The sequence below is a fragment of the Bacteroides pyogenes genome, from assembly GCF_014196225.1.
In the GTDB taxonomy this organism is placed as follows: Bacteria; Bacteroidota; Bacteroidia; order Bacteroidales; family Bacteroidaceae; genus Bacteroides; species Bacteroides pyogenes_A.
In genome coordinates, this window is the sequence record NZ_JACIDI010000014.1 from 57,652 (window position 1) to 76,460 (window position 18,809).

At 44.5% G+C, this 18,809-nt stretch carries 15 protein-coding genes and 5 tRNA genes; 3 read left to right on the forward strand and 17 right to left on the reverse strand.

Features of this window, described 5'->3' with window-relative positions; genetic code table 11:
• Window positions 1-16 precede the first annotated feature (16 nt).
• From secE to rpsU, 10 genes are all read right to left on the reverse strand, one after another.
• Window positions 17-208 carry a preprotein translocase subunit SecE gene (secE, locus tag GGR07_RS14185; RefSeq protein WP_021645844.1) on the reverse strand — a complete coding sequence of 64 codons (192 nt, stop codon included), beginning with the start codon at window positions 206-208 and terminating at the stop codon, window positions 17-19.
• Window positions 209-222: 14 nt separating this feature from the next.
• Window positions 223-295, reverse strand: a tRNA-Trp gene (locus GGR07_RS09990).
• A gap of 54 nt (window positions 296-349) precedes the next feature.
• The gene (gene tuf, locus GGR07_RS09995) at window positions 350-1,534 is read right to left on the reverse strand and encodes an elongation factor Tu (protein ID WP_021645843.1); all 1,185 of its coding nucleotides are present in this window, start codon (window positions 1,532-1,534) and stop codon (window positions 350-352) included.
• A gap of 55 nt (window positions 1,535-1,589) precedes the next feature.
• Window positions 1,590-1,661: transfer RNA gene (locus GGR07_RS10000), tRNA-Thr, on the reverse strand.
• A 9-nt stretch (window positions 1,662-1,670) separates the two neighbouring features.
• Window positions 1,671-1,743, reverse strand: a tRNA-Gly gene (locus GGR07_RS10005).
• A gap of 30 nt (window positions 1,744-1,773) precedes the next feature.
• A tRNA-Tyr gene (locus GGR07_RS10010) sits at window positions 1,774-1,856 on the reverse strand.
• Between the two features lie 55 nt (window positions 1,857-1,911).
• Window positions 1,912-1,985: transfer RNA gene (locus tag GGR07_RS10015), tRNA-Thr, on the reverse strand.
• Window positions 1,986-2,083: 98 nt separating this feature from the next.
• Complete coding sequence (hpf, locus tag GGR07_RS10020) at window positions 2,084-2,383, reverse strand: ribosome hibernation-promoting factor, HPF/YfiA family (RefSeq protein WP_021645842.1); 300 nt, start codon at window positions 2,381-2,383, stop codon at window positions 2,084-2,086.
• A 16-nt stretch (window positions 2,384-2,399) separates the two neighbouring features.
• A complete protein-coding gene (locus tag GGR07_RS10025) occupies window positions 2,400-3,281 on the reverse strand; it encodes a tyrosine recombinase XerC (protein ID WP_021645841.1) in 882 nt (293 codons plus the stop codon).
• Between the two features lie 73 nt (window positions 3,282-3,354).
• Window positions 3,355-3,546, reverse strand: coding sequence for a 30S ribosomal protein S21 (rpsU, locus tag GGR07_RS10030; protein ID WP_021645840.1), 192 nt, complete (start codon window positions 3,544-3,546; stop codon window positions 3,355-3,357).
• 195 nt (window positions 3,547-3,741) lie between these two features.
• Between rpsU and GGR07_RS10035 the strand changes: the two genes are divergently transcribed.
• Entirely contained in the window at window positions 3,742-5,523 is a 1,782-nt protein-coding gene (locus tag GGR07_RS10035; protein ID WP_034543134.1) for an aminopeptidase P family protein, read from the forward strand.
• Between the two features lie 24 nt (window positions 5,524-5,547).
• A complete protein-coding gene (locus GGR07_RS10040; protein WP_021645838.1) occupies window positions 5,548-6,060 on the forward strand; it encodes a gamma carbonic anhydrase family protein in 513 nt (170 codons plus the stop codon).
• A 166-nt stretch (window positions 6,061-6,226) separates the two neighbouring features.
• Here GGR07_RS10040 and GGR07_RS10045 read toward each other — a convergent pair whose 3' ends face one another.
• From GGR07_RS10045 to GGR07_RS10065, 5 genes are all read right to left on the reverse strand, one after another.
• On the reverse strand, window positions 6,227-7,393 hold the full coding sequence (locus GGR07_RS10045) for a DUF1735 and LamG domain-containing protein (protein WP_021645837.1): 1,167 nt from the start codon (window positions 7,391-7,393) through the stop codon (window positions 6,227-6,229).
• A gap of 39 nt (window positions 7,394-7,432) precedes the next feature.
• The gene (locus tag GGR07_RS10050; RefSeq protein WP_231381873.1) at window positions 7,433-8,512 is read right to left on the reverse strand and encodes a glycoside hydrolase family 18; all 1,080 of its coding nucleotides are present in this window, start codon (window positions 8,510-8,512) and stop codon (window positions 7,433-7,435) included.
• Window positions 8,513-8,589: 77 nt separating this feature from the next.
• On the reverse strand, window positions 8,590-10,230 hold the full coding sequence (locus GGR07_RS10055) for a RagB/SusD family nutrient uptake outer membrane protein (protein ID WP_034543146.1): 1,641 nt from the start codon (window positions 10,228-10,230) through the stop codon (window positions 8,590-8,592).
• A gap of 33 nt (window positions 10,231-10,263) precedes the next feature.
• A complete protein-coding gene (locus GGR07_RS10060) occupies window positions 10,264-13,542 on the reverse strand; it encodes a SusC/RagA family TonB-linked outer membrane protein (RefSeq protein WP_256680531.1) in 3,279 nt (1,092 codons plus the stop codon).
• Between the two features lie 254 nt (window positions 13,543-13,796).
• On the reverse strand, window positions 13,797-14,738 hold the full coding sequence (locus GGR07_RS10065) for a FecR family protein (RefSeq protein WP_395955466.1): 942 nt from the start codon (window positions 14,736-14,738) through the stop codon (window positions 13,797-13,799).
• 516 nt (window positions 14,739-15,254) lie between these two features.
• Here GGR07_RS10065 and GGR07_RS10070 point away from each other — a divergent pair.
• Window positions 15,255-15,821 carry an RNA polymerase sigma-70 factor gene (locus tag GGR07_RS10070; RefSeq protein ID WP_021644116.1) on the forward strand — a complete coding sequence of 189 codons (567 nt, stop codon included), beginning with the start codon at window positions 15,255-15,257 and terminating at the stop codon, window positions 15,819-15,821.
• A 219-nt stretch (window positions 15,822-16,040) separates the two neighbouring features.
• Here GGR07_RS10070 and GGR07_RS10075 read toward each other — a convergent pair whose 3' ends face one another.
• Together GGR07_RS10075 and gltX are read right to left on the reverse strand one after the other, a co-directional pair.
• Window positions 16,041-17,264 (reverse strand): 3-deoxy-D-manno-octulosonic acid transferase, encoded by a 1,224-nt coding sequence (locus tag GGR07_RS10075; protein WP_021644118.1) that lies wholly within the window; start codon window positions 17,262-17,264, stop codon window positions 16,041-16,043.
• Between the two features lie 14 nt (window positions 17,265-17,278).
• Window positions 17,279-18,796, reverse strand: a complete 1,518-nt coding sequence (gene gltX / locus GGR07_RS10080; RefSeq protein ID WP_021644119.1) for a glutamate--tRNA ligase — start codon at window positions 18,794-18,796, stop codon at window positions 17,279-17,281.
• Window positions 18,797-18,809: the final 13 nt, after the last annotated feature.

The window sequence follows — 18,809 nt, forward strand, 5'->3', positions numbered from 1 at the left end:
TTTAATTCCTGTCTTTTTAATGTGGATAAACAATTTTTTCCATGAAATTCTGGAAACAGAAGTCCATCGCGAACACTACCAATGCAATGAGCAGGGAAGCATATAATACAACTACTGCACTGTTAGCAAGTTCAGAATACGTAGGCCACGATACTTTATGTACAAGTTCGTCGTAAGATTCTTTAATGTTAGCTATTATCTTTTTCATTTCAATAATATTAGCACGGGAGGAGAGGCTCGAACTCCCGACACCCGGTTTTGGAGACCGGTGCTCTACCGACTGAGCTACTCCCGTTTGTACACATAATCAGTTCCCGTTAAAAACCGGGAACTGATTAGTTAATATCTATTAGTCAAGAATTTCTGTAATCTGGCCGGCACCAACCGTACGTCCACCTTCACGAATAGCGAAACGCAAACCCGGGTTCAACGCTACGGGGTAGATCAACTCTACAGTGATCGTTACATTATCACCCGGCATTACCATTTCAGTTCCTTCCGGCAAAGTGATTTCACCAGTACAGTCCATAGTACGCAAGTAGAACTGAGGACGATACTTATTGTGGAACGGAGTATGACGTCCGCCTTCTTCTTTCTTCAGGATATAAACCTCAGCTTTGAATCTAGAGTGCGGCTTAATCTGACCCGGCTTGCAAAGAACCATACCACGTTTGATTTCGTTTTTGTCAATACCGCGGAGAAGCAGACCAACGTTATCACCGGCTTCGCCTTGATCCAACAGTTTGCGGAACATTTCAACACCTGTAACAACCGACTTCTTATCTTCACCCAAACCAAGGATTTCAACTTCGTCACCGACATGGATAACACCGGTTTCAATACGACCGGTTGCTACGGTACCACGACCAGTGATAGAGAATACGTCCTCAACCGGCATCAAGAAAGGTTTATCTACATCACGCGGAGGCAGCGGCACCCAATTGTCAACTGCGTCCATCAACTCCATTACTTTATCTTCCCATTTCTCAACGCCATTCAATGCACCAAGAGCAGATCCGCGAATAATAGGAGTATTGTCACCGTCGAAATCATAGAATGAAAGAAGTTCTCTCATTTCCATTTCAACAAGCTCCAACATTTCTTCATCATCCACCATATCACACTTGTTCAAGAACACAACAAGACGAGGAACATTTACCTGACGAGCCAACAAGATATGCTCACGAGTTTGAGGCATCGGACCATCAGTTGCAGCACAAACGATGATAGCACCATCCATCTGAGCAGCACCGGTAACCATGTTCTTAACGTAGTCGGCGTGACCCGGACAGTCTACGTGAGCATAGTGACGATTAGCTGTTTGATACTCAACGTGTGAAGTATTAATAGTAATACCTCTTTCTTTTTCTTCAGGAGCATTGTCGATAGAATCGAAAGAACGCAACTCTGAAAGACCTTTTTTAGCCAACACTGTTGTGATAGCAGCTGTCAACGTTGTCTTACCGTGGTCTACGTGACCAATTGTACCAATGTTTACATGCGGTTTGGTACGTTCGAATTTCTCTTTAGCCATAGCTTTACTTGTTATTTATTTGATTAATAATCAGCTTTTACATATTTACACCCTGAGCTGTTACCGGGACTTGAACCCGGGACCTCTTCCTTACCAAGGAAGTGCTCTACCGCTGAGCTATAACAGCAAGAAAAAGAGCGGAAGACGGGACTCAAACCCGCGACCCTCAGCTTGGAAGGCTAATGCTCTATCAACTGAGCTACTTCCGCATTCTTGTCAAAGCTGAATCAGTCTGCTTGTGGGCAAAGATGGATTCGAACCACCGAAGGCGTAAGCCAGCAGATTTACAGTCTGCCCCATTTGGCCACTCTGGTATTTGCCCTTTAAAAAAACAAGCCTAAAGCTGAAACAACTATCCAAGCATCCATTTTCTTTTGAGCCTCTTGTCGGATTCGAACCAACGACCCCGAGATTACAAATCACGTGCTCTGGCCAACTGAGCTAAAGAGGCATTTTAGCAAAAAATGCAACCGCCACGTTCTTAATACGAGCGAAACGGCTGCAAATTTAGTTATTTATTTCTTATTCCGCAAAATATTTGCGTTTTTTTTATTTGCTTCGTTGTTTTTCCTTGTATTTGACCAGCTGCTTCTCGAGTGCTTCAACATTTAAATCGACAGCCTCCTCAAAAGTATCACACACTTTACTTGCGTAAAATTCCCCACTGGGAACGAGAATTTTAATACCTGCCTCTTTATTCTCGGCAGTCTCCGGCTTCACAACCTTTAATGACACCTCCACTTTCTTTATATCATCGTAATATTTCTCCAACTTAGACACTTTTTTTTGTATAAATGCCCGCAATTGCTCTGACGCATCAAAGTGAATCGATTGAATTCTAATATCCATACTTACCTCCTTTTTTTTAAGCTCTGGGATGAGCTTGTTTATATACTTTTTTAAGTTCTTCAAATGTAGCATGCGTATAAATTTCGGTAGTTCCAATACTTTCGTGCCCCAAACACTCTTTTACAGCCCCGAGTTGGGCCTCATTATTCAGCATTACAGTAGCGAAAGTATGCCTCAAAACATGAGGGCTCCTCTTTTTTAACGTTGCCACCTTTGAAAGGTTTCGTTTCACCAGATTATAAACCAAGCCTCCATAAAGCCGCTCCCCATTTTCACGAACGAAAAAAGCCTCAGAGCTTTGCGGCACTTGCTGATTTCTTACGTTGATATATTCACACATTAAATCCTTAAGTCCATCGCCAAAAGGAATCAAACGCTGCTTATTCCTTTTCCCCGTCACCCTCAGAATAGATGTTGAGAAATCCACGTCTTTGTCATTAATACCGATCAACTCCGAAAGCCTAATACCTGTGGCATAAAAGACTTCAATAATCAGCCGGTCTCGACAACCTATAAATCCTTCCCCGAAATCCACCTCGTCCAATAACTTATCCATCTCACTCTCTTTCAAGAAAACAGGCAATGATTTTTTATTTTTAGGCCCTGTTATTTTAGACAACGGATCCATCGTCACCCTGCCATTCCTTAAAAGATACTTGTAAAAAGACCGAAGCGAGCTCAGTTTGCGATTTACAGAAACGGAAGCATAACCATTATCCATCAATGAGACAACCCATTCACGAATCAACTCCGGCCTCACCTCCAGAAAGTCAATTTCTCCATCTTTTTCTTGTGCAAACTCCTGCAACTGCATGATATCCCGACCATATGCAAGAATGGTTTTCTCGGAATAGCCACGTTCATATCGGAGATAATCAAGAAAAGATGCTATCAACATAATATCGTCACTTGTATAATCCAGCAACGAATGTATGAAAAGATTTCAATAATTCAAAGGAAATTACGAATTATTAATCTTCTATCTGCTGAAGCTTTTGCACATAAACAGCACGTTCCTTTTTAAGTCTTTTTATTACAGAAGGTTTGTCGAACTGCTGTCTGCTTCTCAACTCTTTTACAATACCGGTTTTCTCAAATTTTCTTTTAAACTTCTTCAGCGCTTTCTCAATGTTTTCGCCTTCTTTTACAGGTACTACAATCATTCTTTTTATTATTAATTATGTTATTGGTTAAAAAATTGCGCAGTTAAATTGCGCCGCAAAATTACACATACTTTCTTTATCCACAAAACTTTCCCCGTTTTTTTATCAAAAACTATTCGTAAACAAAACATTACCTGCAGAAAGTTACTACCTTTGAAGAAGATTAGTATATTATCATTAAAAACACTTCAACGCATGAAAAAGGACATTAGCAAACGCATAGAAGCATTGCGTACAGCTTTCGCGTACAGCTGCGTCAAAGCTTTAATCATCCCCAGTACCGATCCGCATCTTAGCGAATACGTAGCCCCGCATTGGAAGTCGAGGGAATGGATTTCGGGATTCACGGGATCTGCCGGAACTGTGGTCATCTCAGAAAGTCAAGCCGGACTATGGACCGACTCCCGTTATTTTCTTCAAGCTACCGAAGAGCTGCAAGGCAGTGGCATAGCCTTATACAAAGAAATGCTTCCGGAGACACCGAGTATCGTTGATTTTCTGGCACAACAGCTCAAACCGGGTGAAGCTGTCGGCATTGACGGAAAAATGTTCTCCGTAATCCAAGTAGAACAACTGAAAAAAGAACTTTCACAACATCAGCTCCAAATAGAGATTCTCGAAGATCCGCTGAAAGAGATTTGGAGGGGGCGCCCATCTATCCCTGACTCGCCTGCATTTATTTACAAACTGCAATATGCCGGCAAAAGCTGCAAAGAGAAGCTTGCAGAGATACGCGCTGAACTAAAGAAGAAAAATGCAAAAGCTTTATTCTTATCGGGTCTGGATGAGATTGCATGGACACTCAACCTGCGGGGAAGCGATGTTCATTGTAACCCCGTAGTTATCAGCTATCTGCTTATTACCGAAAAAGAGGCCGTCTATTTCATTGCGCCCGAAAAGATTAATCCGGAAGTCAGCGCTTATCTTGGGGAACAGCAAATCGACTTACAAAATTATGAGCAAGTAGAGGAGTTTCTAAGAGGATTCACAGAAGAAAGTATTTTAATCGATCCGCGCAAAACAAATTACGGGATTTATTCCGCCATTAACCCTTCCTGCGAAATCATTCGGGATGAATCACCCGTCGCCTTATTGAAAGCCATTCGTAATGAAACCGAGATAAACGGGCTATATACTGCCATGCTGCGGGATGGTGTGGCATTGGTGAAATTTCTCAAATGGCTGGAAGAAGCTGTTCCTTCCGGAGAAGAGTCTGAATTAAGTGTTGACAGAAAGCTACACGAACATCGAGCTACACAACCCTTATATATAGGTGAAAGTTTCGACACCATCGCCGGGTATGGCCCTCACGCAGCCATTGTACATTATTCGGCTACCCCCGAGAGCAATGCCACTCTTCATTCCAAAGGATTTCTTCTGTTGGATTCAGGCGCTCAGTATCTAAACGGGACAACGGACATCACACGCACCATCGCTTTGGGGGAACTTACGGAAGAAGAAAAGACCGACTATACACTCGTACTTAAAGGACACATCGCATTAGCCATGGCGAAATTCCCGCTCGGCACACGAGGAGCGCAATTGGATGTGTTAGCCCGAATGCCGCTTTGGGAGCATGGAATGAACTTCCTGCATGGCACAGGGCATGGCGTAGGCCATTTCTTAAGCGTACACGAAGGGCCTCAAAGCATTCGTATGAACGAAAACCCCGTGGCTTTGTATCCGGGTATGGTAACTTCCAATGAGCCGGGAGTATATAAACCCGGTTTACACGGAGTTCGTATTGAAAACCTCACATTGGTCTGCAAAGATCAGGAAGGAATGTTTGGGGAATACTTAAAATTCGAAACGCTTACCCTCTGCCCTATCTGTACGAAAGGAATAATAAAAGATTTGCTCAGTACACAAGAGGTTGATTGGTTGAATAACTATCATCAAAACGTATACACTCAACTCTCTCCCCACTTGGACAAAGAAGAAAGAGCATGGTTGCGAAAAGCGACCCTTGCCATTTAGAAACCGATAATTCAAAAACAAATTATGGCCCTTATTAAATCAGTAAGAGGTTTTACGCCTCAAATCGGAGAAAATTGTTTTTTAGCGGAGAATGCTACTATCATAGGAGATGTTAGCATAGGGAATGATTGCAGCATCTGGTACAGCACCGTATTGCGCGGCGACGTGAACTCGATACACATAGGAAACGGAGTGAATATACAAGATGGTAGTGTACTGCACACGCTATATCAAAAATCGACCATCGAAATAGGCAACCATGTATCCATAGGACACAATGTCACGATCCATGGCGCAACCATAAAAGACTATGCTCTGATTGGTATGGGTTCGACCGTCCTCGACCACGCTGTAATAGGAGAAGGAGCAATTGTGGCGGCCGGTTCCTTGGTCCTGAGCAATACCCTGATAGAGCCCGGCAGTATTTGGGGAGGGGTACCGGCTAAATTCATTAAGAGGGTAGATCCCGAGCAGGCAAAAGAACTGAACCAAAAGATTGCTCACAATTATCTGATGTATTCGCAGTGGTATAAATAGCCCCGAAGCAGCCTTTGATACAAATTTATAAAGAATGTATCAAAGGCCCTCTTCAGCAATTCCACATAATCAATAAAGCCACTTTAGCTCCGAATATACGAGCTAAAATGGCTTTAATTATGTACAGAGAAAAGATTATCTCACACTTTTAAAAAGCATAGTCCTCTTAATCAATCCTTATCGGTTTTTCCAGAGTTACAACATCGAGTTTTTTCAAACCATCGTTTACCAAGCCATCCATATCATTTCCCGAAGCATTTTTCACATACCACTTATCGTCTTTCTGGTATTGATCTGTTCCGTTCAGTTTGTAGTAAACCAGCAGCCCTTCGGTTTTCGGATCGACTCCCAACATATTCTGCTGAATTTGGTTTTCAGTACGGGCGGCGTTCCAAATTCTCACCTCACTCATACGTCCATAGAACGGGCGTTCTCCCCACATAAATCTGGCAACTTTACCAATAAAGAATCCGCCGGACCCTTCACCCGATAAATTGAAGCTCGGAGCATCCCAAGTAGATTCCGCCGACTTGACACCATTGATAAAGATAGCTGTCTTTCCGGAGGTCTGGTCATACGTAAAGGCTACGTGATACCATCTCTCCTTTTGGAACTTTTGGGTAGATTGATATTGCTTATTACCTGCAATCTGGATTTGGTCCCGAGGAAGTCCGCCTCCTTCATCACCGATACGCAAGATTAGGGTACCTTCTTTACCCATAATAGTATTATTACCACCAAAGTATCTCATATAAATCAAGGCTTCATAAGTAACTGATTTAAATGGAGTTGTCGGCAGAAATGGTACTCGAATAAAATGACTTTCCAATTGGGCTGCTTTCAAGATACGCATAGGTTTACGTAAAACAAAATAAGCAATATCTGTTCCGCGAATCACCGGTAAAGAAGCAGATTGTATGCGTACAGGAAGCAGATAGGACTTTCCTTCTTGCACAGCGTTCAAGTTAGAAATTTGTAACAACCTATTTTCTGCATAAAGCGCTCCTACGGGTATATTAGTCCTTTCATTGTCGATTTTCACATTAGAAAGGTCAAACAACTCATAGTTAGTACCATTCCTTTTGTTATACGCGGCCACGATATCGGGCTCTGTTACTAACGAGTAGGCTACACTTGTCACTTCAGTTGTCATTTTCGAAAGCCGTGCACGCAAATCATATGTGATCTCGTTCTGGTCTTCCACTTCTATCTGATACTCTTTATTCTCAAAATAAACTTTCGGTTCCAACAATTTCTTCTCACCTGAGTCACAACTACTCAGGAAAGTTGCTGTGAGAGCAAAAACGGATATGAAAAATAAGTTCTTATTCATGTTTATCACTTGTTTTCGGTTAATTCTTTTATATCATTATTAATTACCTGCTGTTCCTGCCTGCTTAGCTTTCCATTCCTGAAATACTTGTTGGTTAATCTGAATAGCTTGGCGCATATATTTATAATCGGGCTTATTGTTGTAATCGTTATCAAAGCGATACGCACCTACTCCGCCTTTGTATCCTTCATTAGGCATAGCAGCAGCTTGACTGGTCAGATAACCTCCATTGCCCCATCTGGACTCAAAATTTTCAGTGACAATCACTTTATGAGGGTTCTTCCCGCTCGGATTCCGAATAGAAGGACTAGACTGCCCATATGTCTGCCGAATCCAATAGTCTACATACTCGTCCAATTCTCCCAACCCTGAGATTTCTCCATCAATGCAAAGAAGCTTATGTCCCTTACCTTCGGGATCGCTCTTCGGACCGATGTATTTCCCCATTTCCTTAACCAGAAAGATGATGTTATCATGATTGAGCGTACCGTCTGCATCGTTGAAACCCGCACCCGGCTCCCAGTCGATATCAAATCCATCCATTTCATTTACGACCAACGAATCGCAAAGCGCTTTGGCAAATTTGGACAATGCAGCTTTCAACTCTTCCTGATTATTTAAGTCATGTGACTTAAATCCCCAGAAATCCCAACGAGCAAATTTTTTCGCTCGCGCCAACTGAGAATCGCTCCAGTTTTCTTCTTTGGCTTTTTCAGCCAACCCTTCATACACAGACTCGGGGGTTCTTCCTTTTCCGAGATGTGAAAGCAAACTTACTTCCAGGAGCTTGATACCCTTTACTTTTTGCACAAACTCTTTGTCGCGCTTCTGAGCTTCGGTGATTTGAAATCGTCCCGGTACACCACTCCACATAGAGATAATGTCCATACTATCGGGGACAGCCGAAAGATAGCCTTTGCGCATGATACCCGAGGGCGACCAGTTGGAGAACCACCCGAAAGCCACCGGCCGACCGTAGTTGCGAGCTTGGTCTTTATAAGCACGGAGTTCCTTGTAATATTCTTCACTCTCAGTGTTGAACATGGTGGCAAAACCACCGATGTGCTCAATCTGTTTGGGTTCGGGTTCGGTCCAATCGCTGCAAGCAGCCATTGCCATACCAATCACTCCCCAAGCTAATCCATTGCGTATATATTTTTTCATATATGTCTTTCTATTAAATGATTACGTATATCTTATCTTTTCTTATCCCACCAAAGTTTAGTAGCCGGTGAGTCGGGGCCACCCAACAGCTTCACGGCTTCGTCATACACTGCCTGCTCTTCTTCACTGCGTGCCGTTTGAATGGAATAATGCATCCTGCGGATTCCCTGCTTGCTGTTCACCTCTCCGTTACTGGTGTTCTTCAGAGGAGTGTGCAACTTAGGATAGCCTGTACGCCTCCACTCGCTCCATGCTTCCTGACCATTAGGGTAAAGAGCAATCCACTTTTGAATCATAATTTTTTCCAATTTTTGCTCTTGCGTTCCTACAAATTCTACAGTAGCTGTACTTACAGCTTGAATGGTTGTACGCACTCGATTGAGTTTAGTCATATCCACATCCACCGGTTTCAAACCACTTCCGATGTACAGAGCAGCCTTTGAAGCAGGTACACCGTTTTCCTCAAAAGACATTTGAATGCCCTGTGTGTAGAAATTTTCAGCTGTTCCTCCCATGTTCCAGCCAAAAAGAGCTCCTTCAGCACGCAAGAAAAGCACCTCAGAGGTTAGCAACCAATGCACCGGAGTCGTACGTTCTATATTAGGCAGCGAGCAGAAGTAAACAGACTCTTCTCGTTTTTCGTCTTGCCTGATGCCAAAGCCTACCGGAATGGGGAAGTATGATCCACCTGCCCAAGGTAGAGAGACTGCATAGGGATGCTTTGTCGTGCGGAAGTACTTAGGCAGACGCGGATCTTCATAGCCGGCCATGTAGCTGAAGGCAGGCGTACCCATACGTGTTTCGGCATATTGCCCCGCAGTGCGTTCAATAGGATTCTCAAACTGAAGTCCGTGTGCCACAGAGATAGAAGCACCATCTTCCTTGCCCGTCATCACTCCGATGCGATGATTCACTGCCATCTCAGCATATTTTTTTGCTTCAGCAGGTGCTACGTAACGCATACGCATAGCCAAACGCAACATCAATGAGTTGGCGAACTTCACCCAATTTGTAGTATTTCCTCCATACACCAGATCGTAATTGGGAAAGAGTTTACCACCTTGCTCTTCAAAACTTGTCAGAGTTTCAATGGCTTTTTCCAAATCGCTTAACATAGACATGTATACCACCTCTTGCGAATCATAAGGGGTATTCAAAAGTCCCTCGCCGGCTTTGGTATAAGGAATCGGACCGAAGATGTCGGTAGCTTTATGCCATACGGCAACTTTCAAAACCTGTGCCAAAGCAAAGTTCTCAGGATTCAGTTTCGCTGCTGGACTATTTTTGATAGACAACCACGGAGAAAATGCTTGTGTATAAGATTGCTTATAACTCTCTTTCACCCAGTCATTCACTAAAGAGTACGTGGTATGATTCCTACCGCCTTTCCAGTCTGCGTTTTGGCCGAAATAACCGGCCCAATCATCCTGACCAATGTGATAGGCAGTCTGATACACATTGATTATATCAGTTTTATTGGCAGCCGTACCTACCGGCACCACTGATCTTTGCAACGTTTGTATAAAACCACCGGAAGCTACACCGTCTCCTTCGGCCTGTTCCGGAGTTACCCCTTGTTTGTTGGTATTGATTTCTTCAAAGTTTCCGCAACTTGCCAAAAGTGCAGTCGACAAAAACAGTGAAGAGACATATTTATAAATATTAATTTTCATATTTTCCATATTGAATAAGAAAGAAATAAAATATTAGAAGCTAAGCTTGATACTTGCTCCGAAACTTCTTAAGCTGGGCTGCATGAAGTAATCGTTGCCGACGCCGTATGTACCTGTGGTCGGAGTCAACTCCGGATCATGAGGAGCTTTGTTGTAGATCATCCACAAGTTATTACCGATCAGAGTCAGCGAAAGGCCGCGAATATATCCTTTGAACCATTTTGCAGGGAACCGGTATCCAAGCGAAAGCTGCTGTAAACGAATATTCGTAGCACTGTAAGTATAGTACCCCATCAGTTCCGACTCACCTGAAGCTCCTACCATTTCATAATATTTCTGCGCGTCATACAAGCCTTGGTTAGGCAGTAAAGCACCTCCGTTATCGCGAGCAATAGCCGATACTTCAGACACTCCGAAGCTATCCATAATGGCTTGAGTAGACGAAGTGACGATGCCACCGAAGCGTCCGTTGAAGGTAAAGCCGAAATTAAGTCCTCTCCAGCTTACAGAGGCGTTCCATCCCATGTTAAAGTCGGGGGTTGTACGCCCCAAAAAGACGGGTTTACCGACTTCCATATTCACTTCACCGGTTTCCGGCACATACACATAACCATTGCCATCTTTCTTAAAGAACTTGCTGGCATAGACATCGTTGATACTTCCGCCTACTTTCAGAATTGTGGACCCTTTGGACACTTCAGGAATATCAAAGGTATAGTTCAAATCAGGATGTTTGTAGTCTTTCACCATCTCCTTAATTTCATTCTTGTTACGACTGAATACCAAGTTGGTAGAAAAGTCTACTTCACCGACCTTGTGTCCATAACCCAAAGATGCCTCGATACCTGTATTCTGAACATTACCGGCTTGCAGATAAGCACCTGTATATCCGGAACTTTCGGGCATCGTACCAAGAAATGTCTGATTGTAGGTATTCGATTTATACAAAGTGAGATCGAACGAAAGTCCTTTCAGGCCTTTGAAGCTCAAACCAAACTCATATGACTTGGTACGTTCGGCTTTGAAATCGGTATAAGGATAGAGAGTGTTGGGAATGATTACCCCACCTACAATCTTGTCTGTATAAGTTCCCGGTGTCATTCCGATGCGAGAGACAGGCGCTCCTACTTGAGTATAAGAGGCGCGAAGTTTCAACAGGTCGACCATCTGCCCCATGTTTATCATCTCAGACAGCAAACCGGAAATACCGATAGAGGGATAGAAGAAAGAAGGTTCTTTTGAATTTACCAACCGGGAGTTCCAGTCGTTACGTCCGGTAGCGGTCAGATAAACCATATTCTTCCAGCCCAACTCTATGCTGGCAAAAAGAGCCACATTTCTCACTGCACGATCGCCTCCGCCTTCTGACGGAGCTCCCACGCTCGGATTGATGTTCCCGATGGTAAAGAGATTGGGAACAAGTTGCAACGGGCCACCGTATCCTCCCATATCAGAGCTGTAATCGGAGAAACTCGTACCTAAGTTGGCTACTACGCTATAATCTCCGAACCTCTTGTCCACGTTCGCCATCAAATCGGCGTAAAACTGATCGTCTGTGGTTCGGCTGTATTCAAAGTTTCCTTTGGGTTTCGCCCATTTTTCATTGGTACTGGCATAAAGATCTCTATGGAAATAAGTATTTGCTTTATCCAAGCGCAAACGCCCCGCCACGTTCAACCAATCAAAAATATGATAGCGTGCATTGGCGGTGAATATGTAACGGTCTTTATCGTTCTCCGCAATATTTCTGTAAGCCGTCCAGTAAGGGTTCTGAACCCCAAAAGTACCTTCGCTCACCGGCCAGTACTGCGTATAGATTTTACGGGCAGGGTCCCGTCTTTCGAAAGTTTTGATCGGCTCCCACTTTTCTCCCCGCGGGAAGAGGTATGCCGCTACGATAGGATTCCAATATTGTCCCTGCGACACCATATTGCGGTCTTTCTGTTTGATGTATTGTGCGCCCACGCTCAGTTCCAACTTTTCATTCAACATTTTCATATTGTTGTTGAAAGAGAAATTATAGCGCTCATAGTCGTTATTGGGCACAACACCTCCGGCGTTGGTCGATGCTACGGAGATAAATGTCTGACTTTTCTCTGTCCCGAAAACCATCGTAGCCGAATTCATAAAATTGCTTCCTGTGCGGAAGAAATCTTTGGCCGGATCATATGAAGACGGAGTATCGAGTTTATCTCCCCAGCTTTTGTACGAACCTCGCTTGTTTCCATACGTATTTTGAAAACGAGGCATAACAAACGGATTGCTAAATTCAAATGAAGAAGTAAGATCTACCTTCACCTTCCCCGACTCGCCTTTTTTCGTTGTAATCAAGATGGCTCCGTTTGCAGCACTACTACCATACAGAGCGGCAGCAGACGGACCGGAGAGGACAGAGATAGAAGCAATATCTTCGGGGTTGAAGTCGGCAATACCTTCGCTGCTCACGCGACCGGTTCCCATTACGCCGCTGTCATCGCCTGCCGACGTATTAAATAAAGGGATACCGTCTACTACGTAGAGCACATTATTGTTCCCCTCCAACGACTTGGCACCACGCATCACTACACGTGTGGCGCCACCGACTCCGGAACCACTTTTATTAATAGTCACACCGGCTATTTTACCGTTCAGCGAGTTCACGAAGTTGGCATCTTTGGCCGTAGTCAAGGCCTCGTTTTTAATTTCTTGCACGTTGTAGCTCAAAGCCTTTTGGGCGCGTTTTATACCCAATGCCGTTACAACCACTTCGTTCAAGACATGATTATCCTCCTGCAGTATGATTTGGAGCGGTTTGTTACCGGCGACCTTGACCTCCTGAGTCACATAGCCCACATACGAGATTTCGATAATGGCGCCTTCTTGCACTTCAAGCGAAAAATTACCGTCGAAATCGGTAATCGCACCCACAGCGGCCCCCTTAACTTTCACATTCACTCCGATCAGGGGCTCACCCTTGCTATCACGAACCGTCCCTTCCAAAGGGAAAGAAGCTGTCGCCTGCTGATCGTTTTTTTTGGTCGACAGAATAATCTGTTTGTCCATTACGGTATAAACCACGTTCGTCCCTCGGAAGATGTGGTCCAGAATTTCTGTAATCTTGCCGCTCTTATTATTCACCGAAACGATCCTATCGGTATTGATAGTCTTATCGTTGTAAAGGAATACGTAATCGGAAGTTTTTTCGATTTTGTTTAACACTTGCTCTATGGTAACATTAGAGACGGAAATAGGCACTCCCGTACGTTGGGCATAGCCATTGTTAGCTGAAAGCTGGAATACTGCCATGAAAAGCAGCACAATACTAATCCTCATTTTTAAAGGTAGTTTTAGATTCAAAGCACATTCAGGATTAAGCACTGAAAATGAATGAGTTTTTTTCATCATGTGCGGTTAACTAGAGTTTATAAATAAATTAAATTGATAGGGTAACAGCAGTTCACTTCGGTTGCCCGCCTGCTGTAAGATCTCAAAAATGAAAGGGCTTCGCTATCGCAGAAGTCTTTCCTCTTTTCTTCTTAAATTTTCCGGTATTAAATCATAAGCAATGTTTTTCACTGTTTTAACGGTTAATATAAATCGATAATTATTCTTTTTCGGGTAAATGTCCCATCCGCCTGTTGCTCGGATTCTTCGACACTCCATTTCAGGTTAGCCGACTTGGCCAAGTAATCCAATATTTGCGGTAAGGTTTCGCTACGAAACGTCGCACGATATTTATATTCTTTATTCGAGTGGTTGCGGAAGGAAATATCCACATTGAAGTGACGTTCCAAACGCTTGAATATATCTTCCAGACTGGAGTTTCTGAAAATCATTTTCCCGTCTTTCCATGCCACTTTTTCATATACATCGACAGGCTCCTTGAAAGCTTTGCCCGTGAGTTTATCATAAGACAAATATTCGCCGGGGGCAAGAGAACATTGATGCCCGCTATGCGGAAAAATCACATTCACCTTCCCCTCTTCGAGCACGGTTTCCACGCAGTCATCATCTTCGTAAGCCGAAACGTTAAAACGAGTACCGTACACATATACATTCAGACCAGTAGGGGTGTTTACATAAAAAGGAGATTCTTTATCGGCAGAGACTTCAAAAAATGCTTCTCCCTGCAGACTCACCTGACGGCGAGAAGATTGGAACCGGGTGGGAAAGCGAAGTTTGCTCCCCGAGTTCAACCATACCGTAGAGCGGTCGGGCAATTCGTATCGCACGATAGAGCCGGCTGCGGCCGTGACTTCGGCAAATGCTTCTTGCTCGATGCGATCGGAACGATGGAAATACATATACCCCAGCGTCAGGCTTGCAAAAAGCAGAGGCAAGGTAAGCATCGCCGCATAGCGCATCAGTTGCACACGCAATTCTTTTCTACGGCGTTCTTGCTTTTGGATTTTCAGTTTCTGGTAAGCCGACGCTACATTCACCGACTCCATTTCGAGAATATCTTCGCTAATCGCTTCTGCGCGTCTCAGCAACTCGTTCGTATCCGTATTCAGATTATTAGTATCCAAAGTCCTGTTTTTTAGTTTCTATTTATAATACAAGCGAATTTCCCAAAAGGGACAGGATACGACTGCTTTTTTTGAATTGCAACACAACATAACGGAAGAGAGAGCACACATTAACCCCAAAATAAATGAAAAACAACATGTTATATTAAAAAACTTATTCGTCTTTCGTCTGTGTTTTATTCGTCTGCCGAATGGCAGACGAATAAAACACAGACGAAAGACGAATAGGACACGTTCGGCAGACGAAGTATCCGCATAAGCAAATGGCTTAACTTTAGCAGCCGTTCCCTTTATCTTTCAGCGCATATTCGTTCTTTATAGTCTTCCCTCTCGCTGAAAGGGCCTAAAACCCATCCCCTTGGGGTATTACAGAGCTGACAGGAAGGGCTTTCGAGCATTTCGGGCCAGCCTCTCCGGCGCAACAATGTGACATATATTATCGAAATCCGTAGCAAGAATCCGGAATTTATCATGTACATTTGCAGTCGAAAAACATGTGCAACCTTTTCAAGATACATGATTCTTTCATCCAATAAAAAAGCAAAAGAGCAGCGCTTCAAACAGTTGTTCGAAGAATATTATGCTCCCTTCTGCCTCTATGCCAAGCGATTTATCGATGACAGAGAGGTTAGGGAAGACATTGTGTCGGATGTATTTGCCGTGGTGTGGCAAAAAATAGAGTCCGACGACCTGAGACCGGAAACCGCCTTGGGATATATCAAAATGTCCGTACGGAATCAATGCCTCAACCACCTCAAGCATCAGGAATACGAATGGAATTATGCGGAATGGCAGCAGCAAAAGGCACCGGTATACGCCACCTCGCCCGACAAGGTTTATACGCTGGACGAATTATACCGCCTGCTTTTCAGTACGTTGGAAAAGCTTCCCGAAAACTATCGGACAGTATTCCTGAAAAGTTTCATTGAAAACAAAACGCATGCGGAGATAGCCGGAGAGATGAACCTCAGCGTAAAATCCATCAACCGGTACAAACAGAAAGTAATGACTGTGCTCAAGGAAGAACTGAAAGACTACTTATCGATCATACTTCTGCTGCTTGCGATGGAATATCATCAGTAAGGATTGCCCTTGCATGGATGGCATGCAGAATATAAATAAGCCTCATACGCAAGCAATCACGCCTGCCTATTTTTTGCGCTTAGAACGATGGAAATACTTTTTAGGCAAACGTGTTTTTCTTAGACAGGGAGATAAATCCACAAGAGGTACGACAGGTTCAAAAAGAGTTTGGAGATATCGCAATTTCGCGTAAGTCAAAATTGCGCGGGTATCGCTTCGTCAGAAATTGATCATGTGCATTATCTTTCGCGTGGCACCGGCATTACCCGTCACATAGTTTCCGGCTTTCGCACCGGTATCATGCAGAAATGCCTCGTCGATACGGAAACGATCGAGCAGAGACTTCAGTTCTTCATAATCTTTGATGGAATAAGCGCCTTCGGCTTCCAACAGCTGCTGGGCTTCCATGAATTTCTGGTACTTGGGACCGAAAATAACCGGAATGCCATATACTGCCGCCTCCAGCGTATTATGAATGCCTACGCCGAATCCTCCGCCGATATACGAAACTTCCCCGTACCGATAAATGGAAGAGAGCAGACCGAAACAGTCGATTATCAGGCAATCGGCTTTTAGCACATTCCGTTCATCGGCTCGTGTATATCGCACATACGGACGTTTCAGCTTGCTTATGATCTCTACCAGATGATTTTCATCGATTACATGCGGAGCAATAATCAGCTTCATTTCAGGATGCGTATTAAAATATTCCAGAAACAGGTCTTCATCCGGACTCCATGAACTTCCCGCCACAAAAGTGAAAGAATTGTCTCCTTTAAACTTTTCCACCAGCGGAAGTTCCTTCGCCTCCTCGCGAATTTGCAGCACACGGTCGAAACGGGTATCGCCCACCACCGTCACACGGTTGATGCCGATTTTCGACAAATAGCGTTTAGAAGCCTCGTTCTGAACGAAAAGATGGTCGAAATTCCTCAGCACCCTGCGGTAGCTTCCGCCATACCATTTGAAAAAGATCTGGTCGCGGCGGAAAATGGACGAAACGCTGTACACGGGAATCCGGCGTTTGTGAAGTTCGTCGAGATAATTTTTCCAGAATTCATATTTAATGAAGAAAGCCATGCACGGATTGGCGATGTCGAGAAACTTTTTCACATTGCGAGGCTTGTCGAACGGCAAGTAGCAAACAATGTCGGCTCCTCTGTAATGCTTGCGCACTTCGTAGCCCGAAGGCGAAAAGAACGTAAGCAGAATTTTATAGGCAGGGTATTGTGCACGAATCTCTTCAATCAGGGGCCGACCTTGTTCAAACTCTCCGAGCGAAGCGGCATGAAACCAGATATATCGTTCGTCTTTCTCCACCTGTTGGCGAAGAAGTTCATACACCACCCAATGTCCCTTCATCATTTTTCGCGGTTTACGGCTGAACGGCGCCGCCAAATGAACGAGAAAATCGTATAAAACAATGGCTAAGTTATAGAGCATAGCGTGTCGCGGGGTTATTTCAATACTTCAACGGCGCGCTTCATACGTGCCAATGTTTCTTCTTTGCCCAACACCCAAGAGATGTCGAACATATGCGGGCCTTTTCCCTCACCCACCAGCGTCAGCCGGAAAGCGTTCATGATGTTTCCGGTATGATAGCCCTTCGCGGCAATCCAGTCCATCACAACCTTCTCCTGCCCTTCGATGCTGAAATCATCGATGCCGGCAAGCACTTCGGCGAGTTCGGTCATATGCTGTGCAGAATCTTCCTTCCAGCGTTTCTTCACCGTTTTCTCATCGTATCGCTCGGGAGCTTCGAAGAAGAAGCTGCACGTTTCCCAAAGCTCTTTCACAAAACTTACCCGACCTTTCATCATACCCACTACGGCAACCACCTTTTCGAAAGGCGTTTCCACGCCATGTTCTTTCAATATGGGCAAAAACATCCGGGCAATTTCCTCATCCGGTTTTTGCTGGATATACTGATGGTTGAACCATATACCTTTCTTATAGTCGAACTTTGCGCCCGACTTACTGCAACGACGCAGGTCGAAAAGTTGCACCAGCTCGTCCATCGACATAAGTTCCTGATCGTTGCCCGGATTCCACCCCAGCAAGGCAAGGAAATTAATGACAGCCTCGGGAAGATAGCCCGATTCGCGATACCCTGAAGACACTTCTCCCGTTTTAGGATCGTGCCATTCCAAAGGAAATACGGGGAAACCCAAACGGTCTCCGTCGCGCTTGCTGAGCTTGCCGTTGCCTTCAGGTTTCAACAACAAAGGCAGGTGGGCAAACGCCGGCATCGTGTCCGCCCAGCCGAACGCACGATACAGCAATACGTGCAGCGGAGCCGATGGCAACCATTCTTCGCCGCGTATCACATGGGTGACTTCCATCAGATGATCGTCTACAATATTGGCCAAATGGTAAGTCGGCAACTCGTCTGCCGATTTATAGAGCACTTTATCGTCCAGAATGGAAGAGTTGATTACCACTTCGCCGCGAATCAGGTCGTCTATGCGAATATCTTCATTCGGTTCGATCTTGAAGCGAACCACATACTGTTTGCCTCCGGCGATCCATGCCTCGACTTCCTCTTTCGGCATAGTCAGCGAGTTGCGCATCATCCCACGAGTGGAAGCATCGTATTGGAAGTTAGCAATCTCGGCACGTTTCGCGTCCAGTTCTTCGGGCGTATCGAAAGCGACATACGCTTTCCCGGCATCCAGCAACTGCCGGACATATCTTTTATAAATATCGCGGCGTTCGGACTGACGGTACGGACCATGTTCTCCCCCGAAGCTCACTCCTTCGTCGAAATGAATGCCCAGCCACTTAAATGATTCGAGTATATATTCTTCCGCACCGGGTACGAAACGGTTGGAATCTGTATCTTCAATGCGGAATATCAAGTCTCCGCCATGCTGGCGCGCAAACAGGTAATTATATAAAGCCGTACGCACACCGCCGATGTGCAACGCCCCCGTAGGGCTGGGTGCAAAACGCACTCTTACTTTTCTTTCTGCCATAATATCGGGTCTT